The sequence below is a fragment of the Streptomyces capillispiralis genome (assembly GCF_007829875.1).
GTDB lineage: Bacteria > Actinomycetota > Actinomycetes > Streptomycetales > Streptomycetaceae > Streptomyces > Streptomyces capillispiralis.
Window position 1 is genome coordinate 4,384,266 of record NZ_VIWV01000001.1, and the last position, 22,058, is coordinate 4,406,323.

The window sequence follows — 22,058 nt, forward strand, 5'->3', positions numbered from 1 at the left end:
CTTCACTGGCCCCATGAGCCCCCACCCCGCAGCCGCCCCCGCGCCGCCCGCCCGGCGGTACCGCACCGGACGGGACCGCCGCGCCTGGGTGGCCCCGGCCGTCGCGACCGTGCTCGGCTCGGTCCTGGCACCGTCGGCGGTGCTGCTCGGCGGCATGTCCGTCATGGCGACCGACGGCTGCGGACCCGACGACTGCTCCCGGGCGCTGACGACCGCCCTGACCCTGATCTACGGCACCCTCTTCTTCGGCGGCCTCCTCGCGACGGGCGCCTGGTTCACGGCCTGGCTGCTGCCGTGGACCCGCCGCTGGTCGGTGCCGCGCGCCTGGCTGGCCGGGCTCTCACTGCTGCCCTGGACGCTCGTCCTGGTGCTGGTGTTCACCCTGCCCGCGGGGTGAACACCGGACGCGGGGTGACGACCGGACGGACACCCGCGGAGTGCCCGCGGAGTGCCCGCGCTCAGCTCCCGGCGAGCAGTTCGTCCGCGTCCATGATCCGGTAGGCGTAGCCCTGCTCCGCCAGGAAGCGCTGGCGGTGCGCCGCGAAGTCCTGGTCGATGGTGTCCCGGGCGACCACGGAGTAGAAGTGCGCCTTGTGCCCGTCCGCCTTGGGCCGCAGCACCCGGCCGAGCCGCTGCGCCTCCTCCTGCCGCGACCCGAACGTCCCCGACACCTGCACGGCGACCGTCGCCTCCGGCAGGTCGATCGAGAAGTTCGCGACCTTGGACACGACCAGGACGCTGATCTCGCCCTCCCGGAACGCGTCGAACAGCTTCTCCCGCTGCGCGTTGGACGTCTCGCCCTTGATCACCGGCGCGCCCAGGTGCTCGCCCAGCTCGTCCAGCTGGTCGATGTACTGCCCGATGACGAGGATCTGCTGGCCCGCGAACCGCCGGACGATCGCCTCCGTCACCTTCTGCTTGGTCGCCGTCGTCGAGCAGAACCGGTACTTCTCCTCCTGCTCCGCCGTCGCGTACGCCAGCCGCTCGGACTCGGTGAGACTGACCCGGACCTCGACGCAGTCGGCCGGGGCGATGTAGCCCTGCGCCTCGATCTCCTTCCACGGGGCGTCGAACCGCTTCGGCCCGATCAGCGAGAACACGTCCGACTCGCGGCCGTCCTCCCGCACCAGGGTCGCCGTGAGACCGAGCCGGCGCCGGGCCTGGAGGTCGGCGGTGAACTTGAAGACGGGCGCGGGCAGCAGGTGCACCTCGTCGTAGACGATCAGGCCCCAGTCCCGGGAGTCGAACAGCTCCAGGTGGGGGTAGACGCCCTTCCGCCGGGTGGTCAGCACCTGGTAGGTGGCGATGGTGACCGGACGGATCTCCTTCTTCGTCCCGCTGTACTCGCCGATCTCGTCCTCGGTCAGCGAGGTCCGCTTCACCAGCTCGTGCTTCCACTGGCGGGCCGAGACGGTGTTGGTGACCAGGATCAGGGTCGTCGACCTGGCCTGCGCCATCGCGCCCGCCCCGACCAGCGTCTTGCCGGCGCCGCAGGGCAGCACGACCACGCCGGAGCCGCCGTGCCAGAAGTTCTCCACGGCCTGCTTCTGGTACGGGCGCAGCGCCCAGCCGTCCTCGCGCAGGTCGATGGGGTGCGCCTCGCCGTCCACGTACCCGGCGAGGTCCTCGGCCGGCCAGCCCAGCTTCAGCAGCGTCTGCTTGATCTGCCCGCGCTCCGAGGGGTGCACGATCACCGTGTCCGGGTCGATGCGGTCGCCGACCAGCGGGGCGATCCGCTTGGAGCGCAGCACCTCCTCCAGGACGGGCCGGTCGGTGGTGGTCAGCACCAGGCCGTGCGCCGGGTGCTTGACCAGGCTGAGCCGCCCGTAGCGGTCCATGGTGTCGGCGATGTCGACGAGCAGCGCGTGCGGCACGGGGTAGCGGCTGTACTGCACCAGCGCGTCCACGACCTGTTCGGCGTCGTGTCCGGCCGCACGCGCGTTCCACAGGCCCAGCGGGGTGACCCGGTAGGTGTGGATGTGCTCGGGGGCCCGCTCCAGCTCGGCGAACGGCGCGATCACCCGACGGCAGTCGTCGGCCTGCTCGTGGTCGACCTCGAGGAGCAGGGTCTTGTCGGACTGGACGATGAGCGGACCATTCACGCGCGGCTGCCTTTCTGCGACGGGCTCGGCACGGGCACAACTCGGCCAAACGTCCAGTTTGCCTGATAGCCCACCGCAGGTGTCCCGAACGGGACCGGCTATCTCAGCGAGGGCAGCGTGAGGTTGTTCACCAGCGGCCCTTCGACGGTCACCCCCTCGGTGACGAGCGGCTCCGCCCCGGCCGGAACCGGCAGGGGCAATGGCAGCGGCAGCGCGGTGGCGGCGGGCGCGAGGGCCAGGGTGAGGGCCAGGGCGAGCGCGACGGCGGTGAGACAGCCGGCGACGGCACGGAACGCGGAACGCATGAGGCACCTTCCGGTCGGCGGGGGACGGGCCGGTCCCGGGGACGGGGACCGGCCCGCGCGGCGGGACGTGTCAGAGGGTCAGGCCACCGCCGAGGTCGATCCCGACGGCGGCGGCCTCGGCGGCGAACACTCCGAGCAACGCGACCGTGGAGGTCAGGACGGCGGCGACACGACGAACGGCACGCATGGGGCTTCCTCTCTGTTGCGCGCGAACGGGCCGCGGTGGTCGGTCCGGGCCCGTTCAGGACACCGGGTGGCTGCCCCGCGCCCGGCCGCCCGATGCGGCACGGCCCGCAAGCTCGCTCATCAGGTGGAACCCCCCGGCGTGGCGCGCATGAAGCCCGCCGTACACCCGAAGGGGTCAGCCCTCGTCGTCCGCCAGCTCCGCGACGCCGGTGATCCTGTGGAGCGGATACGTACGCACCTCGTCCGCTGTGTGGTCGTACGCCGTGACGAAGCCGCCCTCGACGCGGACCGGGGCGATCACACGCTGGCTCGCCGCGCCCTCGGCGTTGACGTAGCCGATCCACAGCGACCCGCCGGTGAGGACGGCGGCCTGGAGGGTGGCGAGGGTGTCGGCGGCCGTGGTGCGGGGCGGCTCCCCGCTGTCCGCCCCGTCCCCGGCGGCCGGTTTGCGCGGGGCGGTGGAGGCGAGGTCACCGGCGCGGATGGCCCGGATCGCCGCCGCGAGCAGCGTGTCGTCGGGGACCGGCGGCCCTTCGGGGACCGGCTCGGGCGCCGTGCGCGGCGGGGTGCGGTGGGCGTCGGCCCGGCTGATCAGGACGTCGCCCTCGGCGGACTCGGCGGCCGGCGCGAACCCCATCGCGCGCAGCCCCTCCAGCAGGCCCGCCGGACCGGCCTGCGCGGCCAGCACCGTCGGCGCCAGCCGGCGCAGGCCCAGGCCGGCGGCGCGCTTGTCGGCGAGGATCTCGTTGAGCACCGCGTCGTCGTCGCAGCGGACGTACGCCGAGGCGGCGCCCACCCGCAGGTGCCCGTGCCGGCGGGCCACGTCGTCGATGAGGTACGCGAGCGGCTGCGGCACCGGCGTACGGGAGTGGGCGGCGAGGAAGGCGTGCAGGTCGGCGGCGGTCCGTCCGGCGTCCAGGGCACGGCGTACCGACCCGGGCGTGAACCGGTAGACGGTCGCGCCACCCTTCGACTCCACGTCCGCGAGGACGCCCAGCGTGTCGGCGAGCGGCCGCTCCAGCGGGCCCGGCGCCACGGCCGTCAGATCGGCCTGGAGGAGCACGTGGTCCAGGGGTTCGGGCAGCAGCGGCGCCAGCAGGCGGGCGGCGGCAGCGGTGGCGGCGGCCTGCTCGGCGGGGGAGAGCGGGGCCGGCGGCGGGGCGGGCCGGTGGTGGACCGGCAGCTTGTCGCCCGGCCCCTCGGGCTCCGCCTCGGGCCGCCGGGGCGCGGGCGCGCCGATCAGCGCCCGCCCGTGCGCGGACAGCGCGCCGCGCCCGGTGACGCCGAGCGTCTCCGCCTCGGACAGCACCCACCGGGCCAGCCGCGTCCGCAGGTCCTCCCCGTCACCGGAGCCCTGCCCGCCGCCGCGCGGCGGCCGCTCCCAGTGCAGACGGGCCAGGACCGACTCGGCGGACGGCGCGGCCCCCTCCGGCAGCCCGGCGAGCAGCGTCAGCACCCGGTGCCGCACCTCCGGCGCCGCCGAGCGGTCCAGCCCCGGCCCCAGCGCCGACAGCGTGCGGTCCTTCGCGTCCCGCCCGCCGACCAGGCCGGGCGTCCGGGTCGCCGTCAGCCAGGCTGCGGCCAGCCGCGCCCACCGCTCCGCGGGAGGCTGCTCGCGCCACTCGTCGTAGGCCGGGGTCGCCGCGTACCGCTCCTCGGCCTCCCCGTCGGAGGCCAGCAGGCCGGCCGCGTAGGCCAGTTCGACCCAGAACGCGGCCACCGGCTCGGTCACGTCGAGGGCGACGGCGGTCCGCTTCAGGTCCCGCACGCTCAGTCCGCCGGCCCGCAGCACCGCCGGGCCGCCCTCGTGCCAGTCCTTCAGCAGCTCCTCGACGGTCACCGACGCCGTGTACGCCTGCCCGGCCGCCGTCGCGTCCACCACCTGCGGACGGTGCGTGGCCGCCGCCTCGACGGGCGGCGGCACCGGCTCCGGCCGGCGGTGCGCCCGCCCGGCCCGCAGCCGCAGCGCCACCTCGCGCGGCAGGACGACCGTCCCGGGCGCGGTCGGCAGCAGCAGCCCCCGGTCCAGGAGCCAGCGCAGCCGGGGCGCGGGATCGGCGGTGACCTGCCCGTACGGCGGGCCCCACACCAGCCGCTCCAGCACCTCCACGGACTCGCTCGGCGCCTCGTCGAGCAGGGCGGACATCCGCGCCGGGTCGTCGAACAGGGCGGTCAGGGCGGTCACCGCGGAGACCGAGTCGTGGGTGGACGGCAGCCCCGCCGTCGCCACGATCTCCTGAATCCGCCCCGGCGACATCCCCGCGGTGGCCTCCCGCACGCTCGGGCCCAGTCCGGTCGGCGAGGGGTGCTGCGGCGACGGCGACAGCAGCTCACGGGCGGTGCGCACGAGCCGCAGCCGGGTGTCGTCGCCCCACACCAGGGCCTGCTCGCGCAGGGTGCCGAGGGTGTGCGGCAGCGCGGCCTCGACCGCCGGGTCGCCGTCGTCGCCCGCCAGCAGCCCGAGCAGTTCCCCGTACGACGCCGGGTCCCCGGCCACCGCCAGCGCCTGCGCCGTCTGCAGCGCGAACCGGTCCAGGCGCTCCAGGGCCCGCACGACCGAGGCCCGGGTGCCGGCGCGGGTGGCGAGCTGGGTGAGGTCGGTGGGCACGGGCGTGACGAGGTCCGGCCGGCTGCGCAGGAGCGCGGCCAGCGACACGTCGTCCCGCCCCCGGAGTGCCTCAGCGAGGGATCGGGGGGCCGCCGCGGGCTTCTCCTCGGTGCTCATCCGCCTCACGGTAGCGGGTGGGTGCGCCGGTGGCGTGGCGCGCGGGGAGTTGGGCCGGCCGGCCGGACTCGCGGTACCGTCGGGCGACGGTGTCCCAACGCATCCGCCCCGGAGGGGACTTCGTGGGTATCGAGAGTGACCAGGTCGTCTACGAGTATCTGAGCCGCGTCGGCGACGTGGCGCAGCAGCGGCAGCTGCCGTCGGCGGCCCGTATGCGGCTGGTCGCGGAGCTGCGCGACGAGATCGACCGGCGCCGGGCGAAGGCCGTGGTCGACTCCCCGGCCGCCGTCCGCCGCATCGTCTCCCGCCTCGGCACGCCGACCGAGGTCGTCGCGGCGGCCGAGGACTCCTCGGGCGCGTCCGCGGACGCCCCCGGGCCACCCGCCGCCGTTCCCGTGCAGCGGGAGCCGGAGCGAGGCGCCGACGCCCGTGAGGACCGCCTGAAGGGCGTGCTGCGGCGGGCCGTCCCCCGGCCCCGCCCGGCGGCCGGGAACCCGGACCCCGCCCCCTCGGCCGCCCCGTCCCCGCCGCACCGGGCCGGCACGGACGAACTCGGCGACAGCGCCACCCAGCCCGACTGGTGGCGGGTGGACGACAGCCCCTTCGGCGCCGGCGACGACGTGCCGGGCTTCGTGGGCGGCGTCGAGATCCCGGAGCTCCTCAGGTCACCGTGGACCCGGGAGGCGGAGGACGCGGAGGCGGAGGCGCGGGACGCGCTCCCGGAACCGGCCGCCGGCGCCGTCGAGGCGGAGCCCGCCGCCCGTCGCCGCCCGCGTCTGCGCCTGCCGTCCGGCCGCTGGAGCAACCCCCTGCTGCTGCTGGCCGCCGTCCTGCTGGTCGCGGGCGCCGCGCTGGGCGAGTGGTTCTCCCTGATCCTCGGATGGCTGATCGCCTACGGATCACGCCGTCTCACCCAGGCGGAGACGAGGTGGGCGGTCGTCGTCCTCCCCGGCCTCTCCGTCACCGCGGGCATCGTCTGGCTCTGGGGCCGCACGGAGGGCCGCTGGGGCACCCCCATCGCCGACGGCCACATGAACGCCGCGGTCTCCGAGACCTGGCCCTGGGTCGTCCGCGCGGCAGCCCTCACCACGGCCCTGTTCCTCGTCTGGCGCTCCCAACGCCGGCCGTGACCGACCCGGCCCGCCCGGCCCGTTCGGTGCGGGGGCGGGGTGGGCACAATGGCGCATATGGCCTTGACGACCCCGCTCCAGCCCACCGTCGGTTTCGACCTCGACATGACGCTCATCGACTCCCGGCCCGGTATCCGCGCCTGCTACCTCGCGCTGGCCGAGCGGACCGGGACGTACATCGACGCCGATCTCGCGGTCACCCGGCTGGGGCCGCCGCTGGTGGACGAGCTGATCAACTGGTTCCCGGCCGAGCGGGTCGCGGAGGTGGCCGACCTGTACCGGGCGATGTACCCGACGTACGCCGTCGCCGCCACGCCCGCCCTGCCCGGCGCCCGTGAGGCGATAGCGGCCGTACGGGAGGCGGGCGGGCGCGCGATCGTCGTCACCGCCAAGTACGAGCCCAACGCCAAGCTGCACCTGGCCCACCTGGGCATCGAACCGGACGCCGTGATCGGCGACCTGTGGGCCGAGCAGAAGGCGCTGGCGCTGCGCGAGCACGAGGCGTCCGTCTACGTCGGCGACCACGTGGGCGACGTGCGCGGCGCGCGGACCGCGGGCGCGCTGTCGGTGGCGGTCGCCACCGGCCCGTGCGACGAGGCGGAGCTGCGCGCGGCCGGCGCGGACGTCGTCCTCGCCGGGCTGACCGAATTCCCCCGCTGGTTTTCGGACTACCGTTCCGACAACTGACCGGCCCGGGCCCGCCGCCGCCCCGCCGCGACGGAACGCAGTACACCCGCCCCGGCCATCAGAAAACCGACGGCCATGAACATGCTCAAGCCGAACATGTACGTGGGAAAGGGCGTCGTACCGAGGAACAACGGGGCCACAGTGACCAGAGTGGCCACGGCGCCGATGAAGAAGACGATGGCGCCGGTACGGACCAGACCGTCACCGGGCGCGGCGGAATTCGCTTGGGTTTTGTCACGCACCGGACCAGGGTAGTTCCCTGCGCGAGGGAACAACCCGATGACGTCTTGTCACCGGCCTGAAGACCATTAGCCTTGGTACCGGCGGGTCGTCAGGCCCGCCCGAGTGCTATCAAGAGCCGTTTTCAGAAGCAGTTTTCCCGACGAGTACGAGGACGAGGACAGACGTGCCCACCGGCAAGGTCAAGTGGTTCAACAGCGAGAAGGGCTTCGGCTTTCTCTCCCGTGACGACGGCGGCGACGTCTTCGTGCATTCCTCGGTCCTCCCCGCCGGAGTCGAGGCCCTGAAGCCGGGCCAGCGCGTGGAGTTCGGCGTGGTCGCCGGACAGCGCGGCGACCAGGCCCTCTCCCTGACCATCCTCGACCCGACCCCGTCGGTCGCCGCCGCCCAGCGCAAGAAGCCCGACGAGCTGGCCTCCATCGTCCAGGACCTGACGACCGTGCTGGAGAACATCACGCCGCAGCTGGAGCGGGGCCGCTACCCCGACCGCGCCGCCGGCAAGAAGATCGCCGGCCTGCTCCGCGCGGTCGCCGACCAGCTCGACGTCTAGCGGGCCCCGCTCTCAGGGGAACCGCAGCGCGTCCGGGCCGAGGGGCGGCACCAGCCCCTCGGCCGCCGCGCGCGTCAGCAGCCCCCGCACCGCCGCGTAGCCGTCCTCGCCCAGATCGGCGGTGAACTCGTTGACGTACAGCCCGATGTGCTGGTCGGCGACGGCCGGGTCCATCTCCTGGGCGTGCTCCATGACGTACGGCCGCGACGCCTCGGGGTCGTCCCAGGCGGCGCGCACGGACGCGCGGATCGCGTCGGCGAGCCGGGTCAGCGCCGCCCCGCCCAGCGACCGCCGGGCGATGATCGCGCCGAGCGGGATCGGCAGCCCCGTGGTGCGCTCCCAGTGCTCACCCATGTCGGCGAGCCGGTGCAGCCCGTAGTTCCGGTACGTGAAGCGCGCCTCGTGGATGACGAGCCCCGCGTCGACCTTCCCGTCCCGCACGGCCGGCATGATCTCGTGGAACGGCATCACCACGATCTCCCCGACCCCGCCCGGCACCACGTCGGCGGCCCACAGCCGGAACAGCAGGTACGCCGTCGACCGCTCGCTCGGCACCGCGACCGTGCGCCCGGTGAGGTCCACCCCCTCCTCCCGGGTCAGCACCAGCGGGCCGCAGCCCCGCCCCAGCGCGCCCCCGCAGGGCAGCAGCGCGTACTCGTCGAGGACGTACGGCAGCACCGCGTACGACACCTTCAGCACATCGAGTTCGCCGCGCTCGGCCATGCCGTTGGTGAGGTCGATGTCGGCGAAGGTCACGTCGAGGGCCGGCGCGCCCGGCACGCGGCCGTGGGCGAGGGCGTCGAAGACGAAGGTGTCGTTGGGGCAGGGGGAGTAGGCGATCCGCAGCTGCCGCTGCTCACTGCTCATGGCGGTCATGCCGGTTCCAACTCTCGAGTACGGGCGCGAGCTTCCCGAACCCCTCGGTGAGGGCGCTCAGGGCGTCGCCGATGCTCCAGGCGGCGCGGTCGCGGGGGCCGACGGGGTTCGACACCGCCCGCACCTCCAGCACGGGCACGCCGTGCGCGGCGGCGGCCTCGGCGACCCCGAAGCCCTCCATGGCCTCGGCGAGGGCACGCGGGTGCCGGGCGCGCAGTTCGGCGGCGCGGGCGGCGGTCCCGGTCACCGTCGACACGGTGAGCACGGTCCCGGTGAGCGCCCCGGCCGCGGTGGCGGCCGCCCTGACCAGGGCGGCGGGCGGACGGTGGGTGACGGTGCCGAAGCCGAGGTCGGTGACCGGCAGGAAACCGTCGGCCGTCTCGGCGCCCAGGTCGGCGGCGGTGATCTCGTCGGCGACGACGAGCGAGCCGAGCGGCGCGTGCGGCGGGAAGCCGCCGGCGATCCCGGCGGAGACGACCAGGCCGTAGGGGCGGCCGTCCAGGTCGGCGGCGGTGAGCGCGGCGGCCGTGGAGGCGGCGGCGAGCGCCGGACCGACACCGGCGGCCAGCAGACCGGGCCCGCCGGCGACCTCGTGCACGGTCACCGAGGGCAGGACGGTCTCCCGCACCGGGCCCGGGAACGCCCTGGCCACCGCGTCCCGCTCGACGGGGACGGCGGTGGCCACGAGCACACGGACGGACGACGTGATCAGGCGTCCTTCTTCAGCCGGAAGGACCACAGACCCGTGGTGTCCTCCTCGCCCTCCTTGATCGACACCAGGGTCGAGTCGCCCTGGGCGCCGTACTGGGCGTTGAAGAACACGCTGCCCGGGATGGTGCGGTAGGTCTTCTTGCTGGCGTCGGTCAGCGGCTGACCGTTCATCAGGATGGTCCAGCCCTTGTCGGCGACGTCCGGGTCGACACCGAAGCGCACGGTCTCGTCGGGGTCGACCGAGATCTCGTCGATGCCCTTGTCCTTCAGGCACGCGTTCAGATCGGCGGTCTTGAGGGCCTCGCCCTCACCACCGCAGGTGGCCTCCGAGCTCACCGAGTCGCTGCCCACGGTGATCGTGGCCATCGGCGTCGGCTTGTCACAGGCGGCCAGGACGAGCAGTCCGGCGGATACGGCGCCGGCGGCGGCGACGGCGCGGCGGCGTCGCACAGCGGATTGCAACGTGGTCATGAGGCGAAGGCTATCGGGCACGCCCGTCCGGTTACCCAGGCGGGGGTACGGCGTGGCCGGAGCGTTACGCCACACGCGCCCGGCCCGCGGTGCCGTGCCGGGCGGAACGGACCAGCCCGCGGACGGTCGTCAGCCAGCCCGTGGCGACGATCGCCGCGCCCACCGCCAGCCCCAGCGTGCCGATCAGCGGCATCGCGATGCCGATCGCGCCGCCCAGCACCCACGCCATCTGCAGCAGCGTCTCCGACCGCGCGAACGCCGACGTCCGCACCAGCTCGGGCACGTCCCGCTGGATCAGCGCGTCCAGCGACAGCTTGGCCAGCGCCTGCGCGAACCCGGCGATCGCGGCGAGACCCGCCACCAGCACCGCGCCGAAGAACGCCGCGGCCGTGACCGCCGCGCCCAGCACGCCCGCCACCACCGTCACGATGATGATCTCCGGGGCGCGCGACCTCAGCCACGCCCCGACCGCCGTACCGAGGGCGTTGCCCGCGCCGGCCGCCACGCCCACTATCCCGAGCGACACCGCGGCGCTCTGACCGGTCATCGGGTGCTCGCGCAGCAGGAAGGCGAGGAAGAAGATCAGGAAGCCGGTCAGACAGCGGATGGCGGCGTTGGCGCCCAGCGCGTGGGTGACGGCCGGGCCGACCGTGCGCAGCCCCGGGCGCTTCTGCGCCTTGCGGTGCGGCCCGTGCAGGTGCTGCTCGTCGGCGGCGAGCAGGGCCACGTCCTCGCCCTTGGCGGAGTCCACCTTCGGCGGCAGCCGGAACGACAGGAACATCCCCGCGACGAAGAGGGCGAACGCCCCGTACAGCGGCCAGCGCGGGCCGATCTGCTGGAGCCCCGCGCCGACCGGCGCCGCGATCCCGGTCGCCAGCAGTCCGCCCAGGGTGACCCGTGAGTTCGCCTTCACCAGGGAGAAGGCGGGCGGCAGCAGCCGCGGCACGACCGCGCTGCGCACCACCCCGTACGCCTTCGAGGAGACCAGCACGCCCAGCGCGGCCGGGTACAGCTCGATCCCGCCGGTGACGACCGCGCCGGACAGGACCAGCGCGAGCAGCGCCCGGGCGAGCATCGCGCCCGCCATCGCGGCGCGGCGGCCGTGCGGGAGGCGGTCCAGGAGCGGGCCGACCACCGGGGCCAGGAGGGTGAACGGCGCCATGGTGATGGCGAGGTAGAGGGCGACGCGCCCGCGGGCCTCGTCCGTGGGGACCGAGAAGAAGACGGTGGAGGCCAGGGCGACCGTGATCATGACGTCACCGGCGCCGTTCACACCGTGCAGCTCGATCAGTTTGCCCAGTCCGGACTCCCCGGCGCCGTGCGCGTGGGTCGCCCGGCGGATCCCTCGCGCGGTTCCGGTCACCGGGAAGTGCAGGGCGCGCCCGAACGCGCGGAGGCGGCCGCCCGCCCCGCCCGTCCCGAGGCGCCGGCCGTTGCCCTTGGCCCCTTTCGGCCCACCGGTCCCGGTGGCGCCCTTGGGTGTCCTCGCGGTAGCCACCACGTCATAGTGCCCCGAGAAGGCGGTACGTAGTGCCGCATCGCCATGGACGCCGCCCGCGTGCCGCTGTACGGCGCAACGCCCGGGGCCGGCCGCGGCCCCCCGGAAACCGGCGCGCGGGACCCCAGAACAACCGTCGGTGTAGGCCCAGCGCACGCGAGAAGGTAGCGTGCGTATCTCAGCCATCCCGCAGAATGGATGGAGGCGCGCCCGAGCACGTTGCGGCGCGGACGTCGACGCGGTCCCCCGGTCCGCTCCGTCCGCCCCCCGCGCTGGGAGTGGCGCACTCGTGAGACGGCGTAGGAGAGAAGCGATACCTGTGAGCGCAGCGACAACGCGAAGCCGCACCCCCGACCGTCTGTGCGCCGAGGCCGTCGACCTCGCCCGCGCCGCAGCCGAGGAGGCCGCCGCGCCCGGGGTCGTCGGCGAACACGAAGGGCTGGTCTCCGAGGGGGACCGCGTCGTCACGCACTTCTTCGGATGCCGCGAGCCGGGCTACCGCGGCTGGCGCTGGGCCGTCACCGTCGCCCGCGCCTCCCGCGCCAAGATCGTCACGATCGACGAGGCGGTCCTGCTGCCCGGCCCCGACGCGGTGCTCGCGCCGGAGTGGGTGCCGTGGAGCGAGCGGCTGCGCCCCGGCGACATGGGCCCCGGCGACCTCCTGCCCACCGACGCCGAGGACCTGCGTCTGGAGCCCGGCTACACCGGCGAGGAGGAGCCGCCGCCGAACTCCGTGGTCTCCGAGGACATGGCCGAGCTGGTGGAGGCCGAGGACGCCGAGGTCACCGCGGGCACCCCGGCCCATCTGACGGTGGCCCCGGCCCGGGGCACCATCGCGGCGGTCGCCGAGGAACTGGGCATGCGCCGCGCCCGGGTGCTGTCCCGCTACGGCCTGCACACCGCCGCCGACCGCTGGGAGGAGTCGTTCGGCGCGAAGACCCCGATGGCGCAGGCCGCCCCCGCCTCGTGCGTCTCGTGCGGCTTCCTCGCCCGTATCGGCGGCTCCCTCGGCCAGGCCTTCGGGGTGTGCGCCAACGAGTTCTCCCCGGCCGACGGCCATGTGGTCTCCCTGGCCTACGGCTGCGGCGGCCACTCCGAGGCCGCGGTCATGCCGAAGCCCCCGCAGCCGGCCCCGCCGGTGATCGACGAGACCCGCGTCGACCCGTTCCCGCTGCGCCCGTCGCCCGACTCCGGGTCGGTGCCGGTGACGGAGGACGCGTCCTCGGCGGAACTGGGCCACTCCTGACGGCCGGTGAGGCGGGACGCGGCGCGCGCCGCCTCCCGCCCGGCCCCGCCGTACGGCACGGGGGCGGGCGGGGTCACCAGGTGAGTTCGAGGGAGTCGCCCGGCTCCAGGGCGTGCCAGCGGTCGGCGCAGGTGTCGAGGCGGGCGACGATGCGGTCGACGACCGGCGGGAGGGCGTCGGCCTTCACGTAGGCCGGGAGGGTCTCCCTGAGGCCGCGGCGCAGTTCCCACACCGGTACGGCGAGGCCCGCGAGTTCTTCCGAGCGGGCCATGTCCGCCCGGGCCCGCGGGGACGACCTCGGGCGCTTCGACCTGCGGTGGCGGGCCGCCTTGGCGCGTTCGGCCGGATCCGCGGGCCAGAAGAGGCCGTTGTCGCCGGCGGCCAGCCGCCCGTAGACGCCGAGGGCGATGCCCGCCTCCGCCTCGACCAGGAAGTGCACCAGGTCGTGCGGCAGGTACGGGTGTCCGCCGGGCCCGTTGCGCGGGGCCAGGGCCGGGCCGGCCGCGCGGTGCACGGCGATGTCGTAACTCGTGCCGGGGCCCTTGGTGAAGACGACGCGCATGCCCGGCACGTTAGGCGCCGCGGGCCGCGTCCCGCACCGGGTTTTTCCGGGCCACGGCCCGCTGTTCAGGGGCCACGGGCGGTCCACCGGCCCCCGGGGTTCAGGCGCTGCGGGCCCAGTCCGGGTCCAGGCGGTCGGCCAGGCCGGCGGCGGTGAAGGCGGCCCGCAGTTCGTCGCGGCCCTCGGTGAAGTGGGCCCAGCTGTCGTGGTGGGCGGGGACGACACGGCGGGCGTCGAGGATCCGGGCGGCCTCGGCGGCCTGGGCGCTGTCCAGGACGAGCGGCTCACCGCCGAACAGCATGGGGAAGCGGGGCGCGCCGGCGAAGAGGACGGCGGTGTCCACCGGGCCGAACCGCCCGGCGATCTCCTTCACCGCGTCGAGCGAGGCGTTGTCGCCGCTGACGTACACCGTGGGCAGGCCCTCGCCGGTCAGGACGAAGCCGACGACCTGGCCGGTGAACGGCTCGACGTTCTCGCGCGGGCCGGGGCCGTGGATCGCGGGGACGCCGGTGACGGTCACGGTGCCGCCGCCCGGGCGGTCCAGTTCGACGGACTCCCAGTCGGCCAGCCCCCTGGCCTTCTCGCCGAGGCGCTGCCCGCCGCCGGGGGTGGTGAGGGTCAGCGGGACGTCGGCGAGCAGGGCGCGGCCGGAGGTGTCGAGGTTGTCGGCGTGCTCGTCGTGCGAGAGCAGGACCACGTCCACGGGGCCGAGGTCGGCGGGGGAGGCGGCGGCGGGGGCGGTCTTGGTCAGGGTCGGACCGGCCGACGGGTGGTCGCCGGGGCCGTCGAAGGTCGGGTCGGTCAGGAAGCGCAGGCCGCCGTACTCGAAGAGGACGGTCGGGCCGCCGAGGGTGCGGACCGGGAAGGGGGTGGAGGCGGAGGGGGTGGTGGTGGAGGGGGTGGAGGAAGGCGCGGGAGAAGACGGCACGAGAGAACACCTCACGGATGGATGTGAATGAACCGTGAGATGACTGTAGGCATTTCTCATGGATAGGCGCAAGCCTTACCATGAGAACCGTGAGGAGCCACCTGGACGTGCGAAGGAGGGCGTGATGGAGGGCGTGATGGAGGCGGTGGCCGAGGAACCCGTCCTGCCGCCCGCCCAGGGCGAGGAGGACCACCTCTCGCTCGCCCTCGTCAACAGCGCGGTCGCGCTGCCCGGCGGCCACACGGTCGATCTCCTGGGGACGCCCGCGCGGGCCAACCACTGGCTCACGGAGCGCGGTCTCGCGCCGGTCGACGCCGGTATGCGGGACATGTGCGCGGCCCAGCTGCGGTCGCTGCGCGAACAGATCCGGTCGCTGTTCGCCTCCCGCGCCGAGGAACTGCCCGCCCTGCCCGCCGCCGTCGCGGCCGTCAACGACGCGATGACCCGCGTCCCCACCGCGCCGCTGTTGCAGTGGGACGCGAAGAGGGGCCCCTACCGGGCCACCCCGCACCCGACCACCGCGATCGTCGACCACGCCCTGGCGGCCCTCGCCGCCGACGCCGCCGATCTGCTCACCTCCCCCGCCGCCGAACGCCTCACCGCCTGCGGCTCCACCCCCTGCAACCGCTACCTGCTCCGCCACGGCCGCCGCCACTGGTGCTCCACCCGGTGCGGCGACCGCGCCCGCGCGGCCCGCGCGTACGCCCGCCGCACCCGGCGCGACACGGACTGACCCGCTCCCCGACACGGCACCTTGCCGCGCCGGGGAGCGGCTGAGCGCTGCTCGGGGCGGTGCCTGCCGCGCCCGGCCCCGATGGGGCTGAGCACGCCCGGCCTGGCGCGTGGCCTCCCCGGCCTGGCGCGTGGCCTCCCTGGCCTGGCGCGTGACCTCCCCGGCCTGGCGCGTGACCTCCCCGGCCCGGCGTGTGGCTTCCCTGGCCTGGCGCGTGACCTCCCCGGCCCGGCGTGTGGCTTCCCTGGCCTGGCGCATGGCCTCCCCGGCCCGGCGTGTGGCTTCCCTGGCGCGGGCGGGGTCGGCGCGGCCCGCGCGTAAGCCCGCCGGATCCGGCCGGGAGGAGTGAGCGCCGGCCGCCGTGCCCGTTCGGCCCGCCCGCGACCCTCCCCGCCCGCGATCCTCCTCGCCCGCGATCCTCCCCGCCCGCCCGGCAGCCCTCCCGCGGACCTGCCCGCCCGCGAGTCCGCCTCCCGTGCGGGAGTGCCCCGGCCGGCCGGGGCGGGCTTCCTGCCCGCCCCGGGCGCCCGTTCCCCGTGCGGGGAGCGCCCCGGGTGGTCCCCGGCCCCCGGGCCGCTCGTGTGAGACGGTGCGCGGGTGCTTCCGGTGGGGCGGTACCTTCGGTCTCACGCCGACGAGGGCCGATGAGGAGAGTCAACGTGAGCAAGTTCGTGCGGCCCGCCGCCGAGGGTGCGGACCCGTTCGCCACGGCACGTCTGCGGCGCGGTGTGCTGGACGCCTGGGCCACCAGCCCCGCCCGCTTCCGTGAGGACGCCAACGCGGAGGAGGACCTCGTCCTCGGCGGGTACCGGGACCGTCTCGTCGTCGAGCTGGCGCAGAACGCCGCCGACGCCGCGGCCCGCGCCGGCGTCCCCGGACGGCTCCGGCTCACCCTGCGCGACGGGGTGCTCGTCGCCGCCAACACCGGCGCCCCGCTGGACGCGACCGGCGTCGAGTCGCTGTCCACCCTGCGCGCCTCCGCCAAGCGGGACGCGCCGGACCGGGCGGTGGGGCGGTTCGGCGTCGGCTTCGCGGCCGTCCTCGCCGTCACCGACGAGCCCGCCGTGGTCGGCCGGCACGGCGGAGTGCGCTGGTCGCTCGCCGAGGCACGCGCACACGCGGGGGACACCGCCCGGCACAGCCCCGGACTCGGGGACGAGATCCGCCGCCGTGACGGCCACGTACCGCTGCTGCGGCTCCCCTTCGCCGCCGAGGGCACCGCACCCGACCCCTACGACACGGCCGTCATCCTCCCGCTGCGCGACAGCGCCGCCGCCGGCCTCGCCGAACGGCTGCTGCACGCCGTCGACGACGCCCTGCTGCTCGCCCTCCCCGGCCTCACCGAGGTCGTCGTGGAGATCGACGACGAGGCGCCCCGCACGCTGACCCGCCGCACCGACGGCCCGTTCACCGTGGTCGACGACTCCGGCAACGGCGTCACCCACTGGCGCACCGCCACGGCCCACGGCCCCCTCACCCCCGACCTGCTCGCCGACCGGCCCGTCGAGGAGCGGCTGCGGCCCCACTGGTCGGTCACCTGGGCCGTCCCCGTCGACGCCGACGGCTCGCCCGCCCGGCCCCGCACCAGCCCCGTGCTGCACGCCCCCACCCCCAGCGACGAACCCCTCGGCGTGCCCGCCCTGCTCATCGCCTCCTTCCCGCTGGACTCCACCCGCCGGCACGCCGCCCCCGGCCCGCTCACCGACTTCCTGGTTCAGCGCGCCGCCGACGCCTACGCCGACCTGCTCGCCCACTGGCGCCCGGTGACCACCGGGATCATCGGCCTCGTCCCGGGCCCGCTCGGCAAGGGCGAACTGGACGGGGCGCTGCGGCAGGCGGTCCTGGAGCGGCTGCCGCGCACGTCCTTCCTGCCGCCCGCCCTCGAACCCCGCGAGCACGACGGCGACTCCGACCTGCCCGAGTCCCTGCGGCCCCGGGACGCCGAGGTCGTCGAGGGCGCGGGCGCGGACACCGTACGGGTGCTGGCGGAGGTGCTGCCGACGCTGCTGCCCGCCGGTCTGGAACGCCGGGCGGAGCTGCGCACCCTGGGCGTCGCCCGGCTCCCGCTCACCGACGCGATCGACCGGCTGGCCGGCCTGGAGAAGTCCCCCGCGTGGTGGCGGCGGCTGTACGACAGCCTCGCCGGGGTCGACCCGGACCGGCTGTCCGGGCTGCCCGTGCCGCTGGCCGGGGGCACCTCCCAGGGCTTCGGCTCCGGGGCGGGCCGCACCACCATCGGGCCCCGTCAGGTGCTGCTGCCCACCCCGGATTCGGCCTCCCTGGACGCCTCGCTCCTCGCCCGGCTCGGTCTGAAGGTCGCCCACCCGGACGCCGCCCACCCCCTGCTCGAGAAGCTCGGCGCGCTCCCCGCGACCCCGCGGGCCGTCCTCACCACCCCGCAGGTGCGGGCCGCCGTCGCCGCGTCCCTCGACGACGAGGGCGCGCTGAACTGGGAGGAGGAGGCCCCGGACGCCGAGGAACTCGCCGACACCGTCCTCGGCCTGGTGCGCGACGCCGGACTGGAACCCGGCGACGAGCCCTGGCTGGGCGCCCTCGCCCTGCCCGACGAGGACGGCGAGCTGTCGCCCGCCTGCGAACTCGTCTTCCCCGGCGGCCCGTTCGCGCGGGTCATGCGGGAGGGCGAACTGGCCGCGGTGGACGCCGAGCTGGCCGAGAAGTGGGGCGAGCAGCCGCTCGCCGCCTGCGGGGTGCTGGTGGACTTCGCGCTGATCCGCGCCACCGACGTGGTCCTCGACCCGGACGAACTGGAGCCCCGGGAGGGCGACTTCGCCGAGCCGGACGACGCCGGGCTGCTGGACGCCGTGGACGTGTGGAGCGAGGACGTCCTCGACCGCTTCCCGGACAGCCCCGTCCCGCCGGTCGCCACCGAGATCGTCGCCGTGCGCGACCTGGACCTCGTGGACGACGACCGCTGGCCCGAGGCCCTCGCCCTGCTGTCGCGCCCCCCGCTGCGCGACGCCCTCGTGGAGCCTGTGCGGATCCTGCTGCACGACGGCACCCACGAGGTCGTACGGCCGTACACCGCCTGGTGGCTGCGCGGGCACCCGGTGCTCGGCGGGCGCCGCCCGGCCGGACTGCGCGCGTCCGGCGGCGACCCGCTGCTGCGCGGCCTGTACGACGAGGCCGACGCGACCGGGTTCGAGGACGAGCAGGTGCTGCGGGCGCTGGGCGTACGCACCTCGGTGGCCGCGCTCCTCGACGAGCCCGGCGGCGCGGCGGAGCTGCTGGACCGCCTCGCCGACCCGGACCGCCCGGTCACGGCCGCGCAGCTGCACGCCCTGTACGGGGCGCTGGCCGAGCTGGACCCCGAGCAGGTGACCCTGCCGGACGAGGTGCGGGCCGTGGTCGACGGCCGGGTGGAGGTGGTGGACGCGGCCGACGCGGTCGTCGTCGACTCGCCCGACCTGCTGCCGTTCACCTCCGGGGTGCCGCTGCTGCCCGTACCGCCGTCCCGTGCCGTCGAGCTGGCCGAGCTATTCCAGGTGCGGCGGCTGAGCGAGTCCGTCACCGGGCAGGTCGACTCCGAGGGCACGGAGCACGACGTACCGGAGCCGGTGCGGGTGCTGCTCGGGCCGCGCACCCCGGTCTCGTACGTGGAGCACGAGGAGCTCGTCGTCGACGGCGTGGAGATCGACTGGCGGCTGACGAACGACGGCGTGCCGCACGCCGCGACGCTGGAGGGCGTGGCGGCGGGGCTCGCCTGGGCGGCGGGCCAGTGGCCGCGGCGCTTCGAGGTCGCGGCGCTGCTGGAGGACCCGTCCCGCACGGAGGAACTGGCCCGGGACCGCTGGTTCGACTGAGAGCGACACCATCCGCACATGTTCTCCACCTCGCGTACAACCATTCGTGCGCGTGGTGGATCTGATCACGCGAGTCAACAGACTCCATGATCACTCGGGACCCCGTGCCGACGACGAGCCGTTGGAAACGACCAGAGCCGGGGTCCCCTTTCTCCACTTGGGGAACGCATGCGCATCCGAGCCACCGTGGCCGCCGTCTCCGGCGCCCTGGCCCTCACCGCCCTCGCCGTTCCGGCCGCGCAGGCCGACGCCATCACGAGCAACAGCACGGGCAACCTGTCCACCACCGTCACGGCCACGGTCGACGGCTACTACCGCTACTCCTTCGCGGGCACCTCGACCACCCCGGCCGTCAACGCCGCCGGTGACTTCGTCGACGTGCAGTAGCCCTCGCCCGCCCTAAGCGGGGACGCGGCGGTCCACCCACCTCCACAGGATGTCCAGGGTGGCCGCCGCCACCACCGCGATCCCCGTCGCGACCCACGGCATGGTCATGCCCACCAGCTTCAACGCGAAGAAGTCCTGCAACCACGGCACCACCAGCACCAGCACGAAGCCCGCACCCATCGCCGCGACCAGCCCGACCCGCCACCAGGTGTACGGGCGGGCGATGATCGCCAGGACCCAGATCGAGATCAGGAACAGCGTCAGCGTCGCCGCGCTCGTCTCCGCCGCCAGCGCGCCCTCGCCGTCGTAGTGCCCCCGGGCGATCAGATACGTGGCGAAGGTCGCCACCGCCGCCAGCACTCCGCCCGGGATCGCGTACCGCATGACCCGCCGCACGAAGTGCGGACGCGGCCGCTCCTTGTTGGGGGCCAGCGCCAGGAAGAACGCGGGGACGCCGATGGTCAGCGTGGACAGCAGGGTCAGGTGCCGCGGCAGGAACGGGTACTCCACCTGCGAGCACACCACCAGCACCGCCAGCAGCACCGAGTACACCGTCTTCACCAGGAACAGCGTGGCGACCCGGGTGATGTTGCCGATCACCCGGCGCCCCTCCGCCACCACCGACGGCAGCGTGGCGAAGCTGTTGTTCAGCAGCACGATCTGCGCGACCGCCCGCGTGGCCTCCGAACCGGAGCCCATCGCCACGCCGATGTCGGCGTCCTTCAGCGCCAGCACGTCGTTCACGCCGTCCCCGGTCATCGCGACCGTGTGGCCGTGCGACTGGAGCGCGCCCACCATGGTCCGCTTCTGCTGCGGGGTGACCCGCCCGAACACCGTGCCCCGGTCCAGCGCCTCGGCCATGGCGTCCCGGTCGGCGGGCAGCCGGCGCGCGTCCACCGTCGTACCGGACAGGCCCAGCTTGGACGCGACCGCCCCGACCGACACCGCGTTGTCGCCGGAGATCACCTTGGCGCGGACGTCCTGCTCGGCGAAGTAGCGCAGGGTGTCGGCCGCGTCGGGCCGCAGCCGCTGCTCCAGCACCACCAGCGCGGCCGGCCGTACGTCCTTGGCGGCGTCGGGGTCGTCGACGTCCACGCCGGGGCGGACCCGGGCCAGCAGCAGCACCCGCAGCCCCTGCTCGTTCATCCGGTCGGTCTCGTCCAGTGCCGGGTCGTCGGGGTCGAGGAGCACGTCGGGCGCCCCCAGCAGCCAGGTGACGCTCCCGGCGCCCGCCGGGCCCTCCTCGAAGGTCGCGCCGCTGTACTTGCGGGCGGAGGAGAAGGGCAGGGTGTCGGTGGGGCGCCAGTCGCCGTCGTGGGGGTAGGCGTCGATGATCGCCTTCAGGGAGGCGTTGGGCCGCGGATCGGCCGCGCCGAGCGCCCCCAGTACCCGGCGCACGTACGTCCCGTCGCCGTCGCCGAGCACCCGCAGCCCGGTGACGTCCATGCCGCCCTCGGTGAGGGTGCCGGTCTTGTCCAGGCAGACCGTGTCGACGCGGGCCAGCCCCTCGATCGCGGGCAGTTCCTGCACCAGGCACTGCTTGCGTCCCAGCCGGATCACCCCGACCGCGAAGGCGATCGAGGTGAGCAGGACCAGCCCCTCGGGGACCATCGGGACGATGCCGCCGACCGTGCGGGCGACGGAGTCCTTCAGCTCGTTGTCCTTGACGACGAGCTGGCTGATGATCAGGCCGATCGCGGTCGGGACCATCATCCACGTCACGTACTTGAGGATCGTGGAGATGCCGGAGCGCAGCTCGGAGTGGACCAGCGTGAACCGGGACGCCTCCTCGGCGAGCTGTGCCGCGTACGCCTCGCGCCCCACCCTGGTCGCCTGGAACGAGCCGCCGCCCGCGACCACGAAACTGCCCGACATGACCTGGTCACCGGGGAGCTTCGGCACCGGATCGGCCTCGCCGGTGAGCAGGGACTCGTCGATCTCCAGGCCGTCCGTCCCCACGCACACCCCGTCGACGACGACCTTGTCGCCCGGCCCGATCTCGATCAGGTCGTCCAGCACGATCTCGGCGGTGCCGACCTCGGCGGACACCCCGTCCCGGCGCACCGTGGGCCGCACCTCGCCGATCAGCGCGAGGGAGTCGAGGGTCTTCTTCGCCCGCCACTCCTGGAAGATGCCGATGCCGGTGTTGGCGAGGATGACGAACCCGAACAGGCTGTCCTGGATGGGCGCGACCACCAGCATGATCACCCAGAGCACACCGATGATCGCGTTGAACCGGGTGAGGACGTTGGCGCGGACGATCTCCGCCAGGGACCGGCTGCTGCGCACCGGCACGTCGTTGACCTGCCCGCGCGTCACCCGGTCGGCCACTTCCGCGGAGGTCAGCCCGGTCACCGGGGAGGTGACCGTGGCCGGCTGTGCGGCATCGACCCGGTCGCCCGCCTGGAGATGCGTCATGCATTCGACGGTACGTGCGGATTCGGGGGTTCACCCACCCGATGGGCGGAAGATCCGACCTGGGGAGGACGGCCGTAGTGCCGTGGTCGTACGGCGGTGGCGGGCACGGCCGTTGGGGGTCGGCCGGGCGAGGGACCGCCTCCGTGGACCGGGCGGTGTCAGTCGGCGGAGGGGGCGGGCGACTGGTCCGGCACCGGATGGGCGCCGGCTTCCGCCGCCCGCGCCCGCTTGATCGCGGCGTCGCGCCTGCGGACGTACCAGATGCCGATGAAGCCGAGCCCGCCGCCGGCCAGGCAGGTCCACAGCCACCAGGTGTGGCCGTGGTCGTCGAACCAGCCGTAGAAGGGCAGCTGGACGAGGAACAGGGCGAACCAGATGACCGTGCCGCCGATGATGGTGCCGACCACCGGGCCCTCCAGGGGCTCCGGCGCCTCGTGCCTGGTGGGTTCCGTAAAAAGCCCTGTCATGCGGACAGCTTACGA

At 74.8% G+C, this 22,058-nt stretch carries 19 protein-coding genes and 1 pseudogene; 8 read left to right on the forward strand and 12 right to left on the reverse strand.

The window, feature by feature from the left end; genetic code table 11:
* Positions 1-13: 13 nt before the first annotated feature.
* Complete coding sequence (locus tag FHX78_RS18990; protein ID WP_145868613.1) at positions 14-397, forward strand: hypothetical protein; 384 nt, start codon at positions 14-16, stop codon at positions 395-397.
* A 61-nt stretch (positions 398-458) separates the two neighbouring features.
* On the opposite strand, the gene FHX78_RS18995 is transcribed toward FHX78_RS18990, so the two are convergent.
* From FHX78_RS18995 to FHX78_RS19010, 3 genes are all read right to left on the reverse strand, one after another.
* Positions 459-2,102 carry a DNA repair helicase XPB gene (locus FHX78_RS18995; protein WP_145868614.1) on the reverse strand — a complete coding sequence of 548 codons (1,644 nt, stop codon included), beginning with the start codon at positions 2,100-2,102 and terminating at the stop codon, positions 459-461.
* A 98-nt stretch (positions 2,103-2,200) separates the two neighbouring features.
* Positions 2,201-2,407 carry a hypothetical protein gene (locus FHX78_RS19000; protein ID WP_145868615.1) on the reverse strand — a complete coding sequence of 69 codons (207 nt, stop codon included), beginning with the start codon at positions 2,405-2,407 and terminating at the stop codon, positions 2,201-2,203.
* Between the two features lie 361 nt (positions 2,408-2,768).
* Positions 2,769-5,318 carry a helicase-associated domain-containing protein gene (locus FHX78_RS19010; protein WP_145868617.1) on the reverse strand — a complete coding sequence of 850 codons (2,550 nt, stop codon included), beginning with the start codon at positions 5,316-5,318 and terminating at the stop codon, positions 2,769-2,771.
* 122 nt (positions 5,319-5,440) lie between these two features.
* On the opposite strand from FHX78_RS19010, the gene FHX78_RS19015 reads away from it, so the two are divergent.
* Both FHX78_RS19015 and FHX78_RS19020 read left to right on the forward strand, forming a co-directional pair.
* Positions 5,441-6,448, forward strand: coding sequence for a hypothetical protein (locus tag FHX78_RS19015; protein ID WP_145868618.1), 1,008 nt, complete (start codon positions 5,441-5,443; stop codon positions 6,446-6,448).
* 57 nt (positions 6,449-6,505) lie between these two features.
* Positions 6,506-7,135, forward strand: coding sequence for an HAD family hydrolase (locus FHX78_RS19020; RefSeq protein WP_145868619.1), 630 nt, complete (start codon positions 6,506-6,508; stop codon positions 7,133-7,135).
* Here the strand turns inward: FHX78_RS19020 and FHX78_RS19025 are convergent.
* Complete coding sequence (locus tag FHX78_RS19025) at positions 7,117-7,377, reverse strand: hypothetical protein (RefSeq protein ID WP_145868620.1); 261 nt, start codon at positions 7,375-7,377, stop codon at positions 7,117-7,119. The genes FHX78_RS19020 and FHX78_RS19025 overlap by 19 nt on opposite strands.
* A gap of 164 nt (positions 7,378-7,541) precedes the next feature.
* Here FHX78_RS19025 and FHX78_RS19030 point away from each other — a divergent pair, with 164 nt between their 5' ends.
* Positions 7,542-7,925 carry a cold-shock protein gene (locus tag FHX78_RS19030; protein ID WP_145868621.1) on the forward strand — a complete coding sequence of 128 codons (384 nt, stop codon included), beginning with the start codon at positions 7,542-7,544 and terminating at the stop codon, positions 7,923-7,925.
* A gap of 12 nt (positions 7,926-7,937) precedes the next feature.
* Here the strand turns inward: FHX78_RS19030 and FHX78_RS19035 are convergent, their stop codons facing one another.
* From FHX78_RS19035 to FHX78_RS19050, 4 genes are all read right to left on the reverse strand, one after another.
* On the reverse strand, positions 7,938-8,792 hold the full coding sequence (locus FHX78_RS19035; protein ID WP_145872061.1) for a 1,4-dihydroxy-6-naphtoate synthase: 855 nt from the start codon (positions 8,790-8,792) through the stop codon (positions 7,938-7,940).
* Positions 8,782-9,540 (reverse strand): futalosine hydrolase, encoded by a 759-nt coding sequence (locus FHX78_RS19040; RefSeq protein ID WP_268257184.1) that lies wholly within the window; start codon positions 9,538-9,540, stop codon positions 8,782-8,784. Before FHX78_RS19040 ends, FHX78_RS19035 begins: the two co-directional genes overlap by 11 nt.
* A complete protein-coding gene (locus tag FHX78_RS19045; protein ID WP_145872062.1) occupies positions 9,510-9,962 on the reverse strand; it encodes a DUF2771 domain-containing protein in 453 nt (150 codons plus the stop codon). The genes FHX78_RS19040 and FHX78_RS19045 overlap by 31 nt, the downstream gene beginning before the upstream one ends.
* Positions 9,963-10,047: 85 nt before the next feature.
* Complete coding sequence (locus FHX78_RS19050) at positions 10,048-11,481, reverse strand: MFS transporter (RefSeq protein WP_145868623.1); 1,434 nt, start codon at positions 11,479-11,481, stop codon at positions 10,048-10,050.
* A 319-nt stretch (positions 11,482-11,800) separates the two neighbouring features.
* On the opposite strand from FHX78_RS19050, the gene FHX78_RS19055 reads away from it, so the two are divergent.
* A complete protein-coding gene (locus tag FHX78_RS19055; RefSeq protein WP_145868624.1) occupies positions 11,801-12,727 on the forward strand; it encodes a DUF3027 domain-containing protein in 927 nt (308 codons plus the stop codon).
* A 73-nt stretch (positions 12,728-12,800) separates the two neighbouring features.
* Here the strand turns inward: FHX78_RS19055 and FHX78_RS19060 are convergent, their stop codons facing one another.
* Both FHX78_RS19060 and FHX78_RS19065 read right to left on the reverse strand, forming a co-directional pair.
* Positions 12,801-13,289 carry a hypothetical protein gene (locus FHX78_RS19060; protein WP_145868625.1) on the reverse strand — a complete coding sequence of 163 codons (489 nt, stop codon included), beginning with the start codon at positions 13,287-13,289 and terminating at the stop codon, positions 12,801-12,803.
* Between the two features lie 100 nt (positions 13,290-13,389).
* Positions 13,390-14,217, reverse strand: a complete 828-nt coding sequence (locus FHX78_RS19065) for an MBL fold metallo-hydrolase (protein WP_229923883.1) — start codon at positions 14,215-14,217, stop codon at positions 13,390-13,392.
* Positions 14,218-14,341: 124 nt separating this feature from the next.
* Here FHX78_RS19065 and FHX78_RS19070 point away from each other — a divergent pair, with 124 nt between their 5' ends.
* The 3 genes and pseudogenes from FHX78_RS19070 to FHX78_RS19080 form a co-directional block, all read left to right on the forward strand.
* Entirely contained in the window at positions 14,342-14,950 is a 609-nt protein-coding gene (locus FHX78_RS19070) for an ABATE domain-containing protein (RefSeq protein ID WP_145868627.1), read from the forward strand.
* A 659-nt stretch (positions 14,951-15,609) separates the two neighbouring features.
* The gene (locus FHX78_RS19075) at positions 15,610-18,771 is read left to right on the forward strand and encodes a sacsin N-terminal ATP-binding-like domain-containing protein (RefSeq protein WP_145868628.1); all 3,162 of its coding nucleotides are present in this window, start codon (positions 15,610-15,612) and stop codon (positions 18,769-18,771) included.
* Between the two features lie 252 nt (positions 18,772-19,023).
* Positions 19,024-19,158: pseudogene (locus FHX78_RS19080) on the forward strand (calcium-binding protein); the annotation flags it as partial.
* A gap of 12 nt (positions 19,159-19,170) precedes the next feature.
* On the opposite strand, the gene FHX78_RS19085 reads toward FHX78_RS19080, so the two are convergent.
* Together FHX78_RS19085 and FHX78_RS19090 are read right to left on the reverse strand one after the other, a co-directional pair.
* Positions 19,171-21,576 carry a cation-translocating P-type ATPase gene (locus FHX78_RS19085; protein WP_145868629.1) on the reverse strand — a complete coding sequence of 802 codons (2,406 nt, stop codon included), beginning with the start codon at positions 21,574-21,576 and terminating at the stop codon, positions 19,171-19,173.
* 158 nt (positions 21,577-21,734) lie between these two features.
* Positions 21,735-22,043 (reverse strand): DUF2530 domain-containing protein, encoded by a 309-nt coding sequence (locus FHX78_RS19090; RefSeq protein ID WP_145868630.1) that lies wholly within the window; start codon positions 22,041-22,043, stop codon positions 21,735-21,737.
* Between the last annotated feature and the right edge of the window lie 15 nt (positions 22,044-22,058).

Coding starts and splice junctions, on each gene's coding strand:
- FHX78_RS18990 (WP_145868613.1), top strand. CDS start 14: ATGAGCCCCCACCCCGCAGCCGCCCCCGCGCCGCCCGCCCGGCGGTAC.
- FHX78_RS19000 (WP_145868615.1), bottom strand. CDS start 2,407: ATGCGTTCCGCGTTCCGTGCCGTCGCCGGCTGTCTCACCGCCGTCGCG.
- FHX78_RS19010 (WP_145868617.1), bottom strand. CDS start 5,318: ATGAGCACCGAGGAGAAGCCCGCGGCGGCCCCCCGATCCCTCGCTGAG.
- FHX78_RS19020 (WP_145868619.1), top strand. CDS start 6,506: ATGGCCTTGACGACCCCGCTCCAGCCCACCGTCGGTTTCGACCTCGAC.
- FHX78_RS19035 (WP_145872061.1), bottom strand. CDS start 8,792: ATGAGCAGTGAGCAGCGGCAGCTGCGGATCGCCTACTCCCCCTGCCCC.
- FHX78_RS19060 (WP_145868625.1), bottom strand. CDS start 13,289: ATGCGCGTCGTCTTCACCAAGGGCCCCGGCACGAGTTACGACATCGCC.
- FHX78_RS19070 (WP_145868627.1), top strand. CDS start 14,342: ATGGAGGGCGTGATGGAGGCGGTGGCCGAGGAACCCGTCCTGCCGCCC.
- FHX78_RS19085 (WP_145868629.1), bottom strand. CDS start 21,576: ATGACGCATCTCCAGGCGGGCGACCGGGTCGATGCCGCACAGCCGGCC.
- FHX78_RS19090 (WP_145868630.1), bottom strand. CDS start 22,043: ATGACAGGGCTTTTTACGGAACCCACCAGGCACGAGGCGCCGGAGCCC.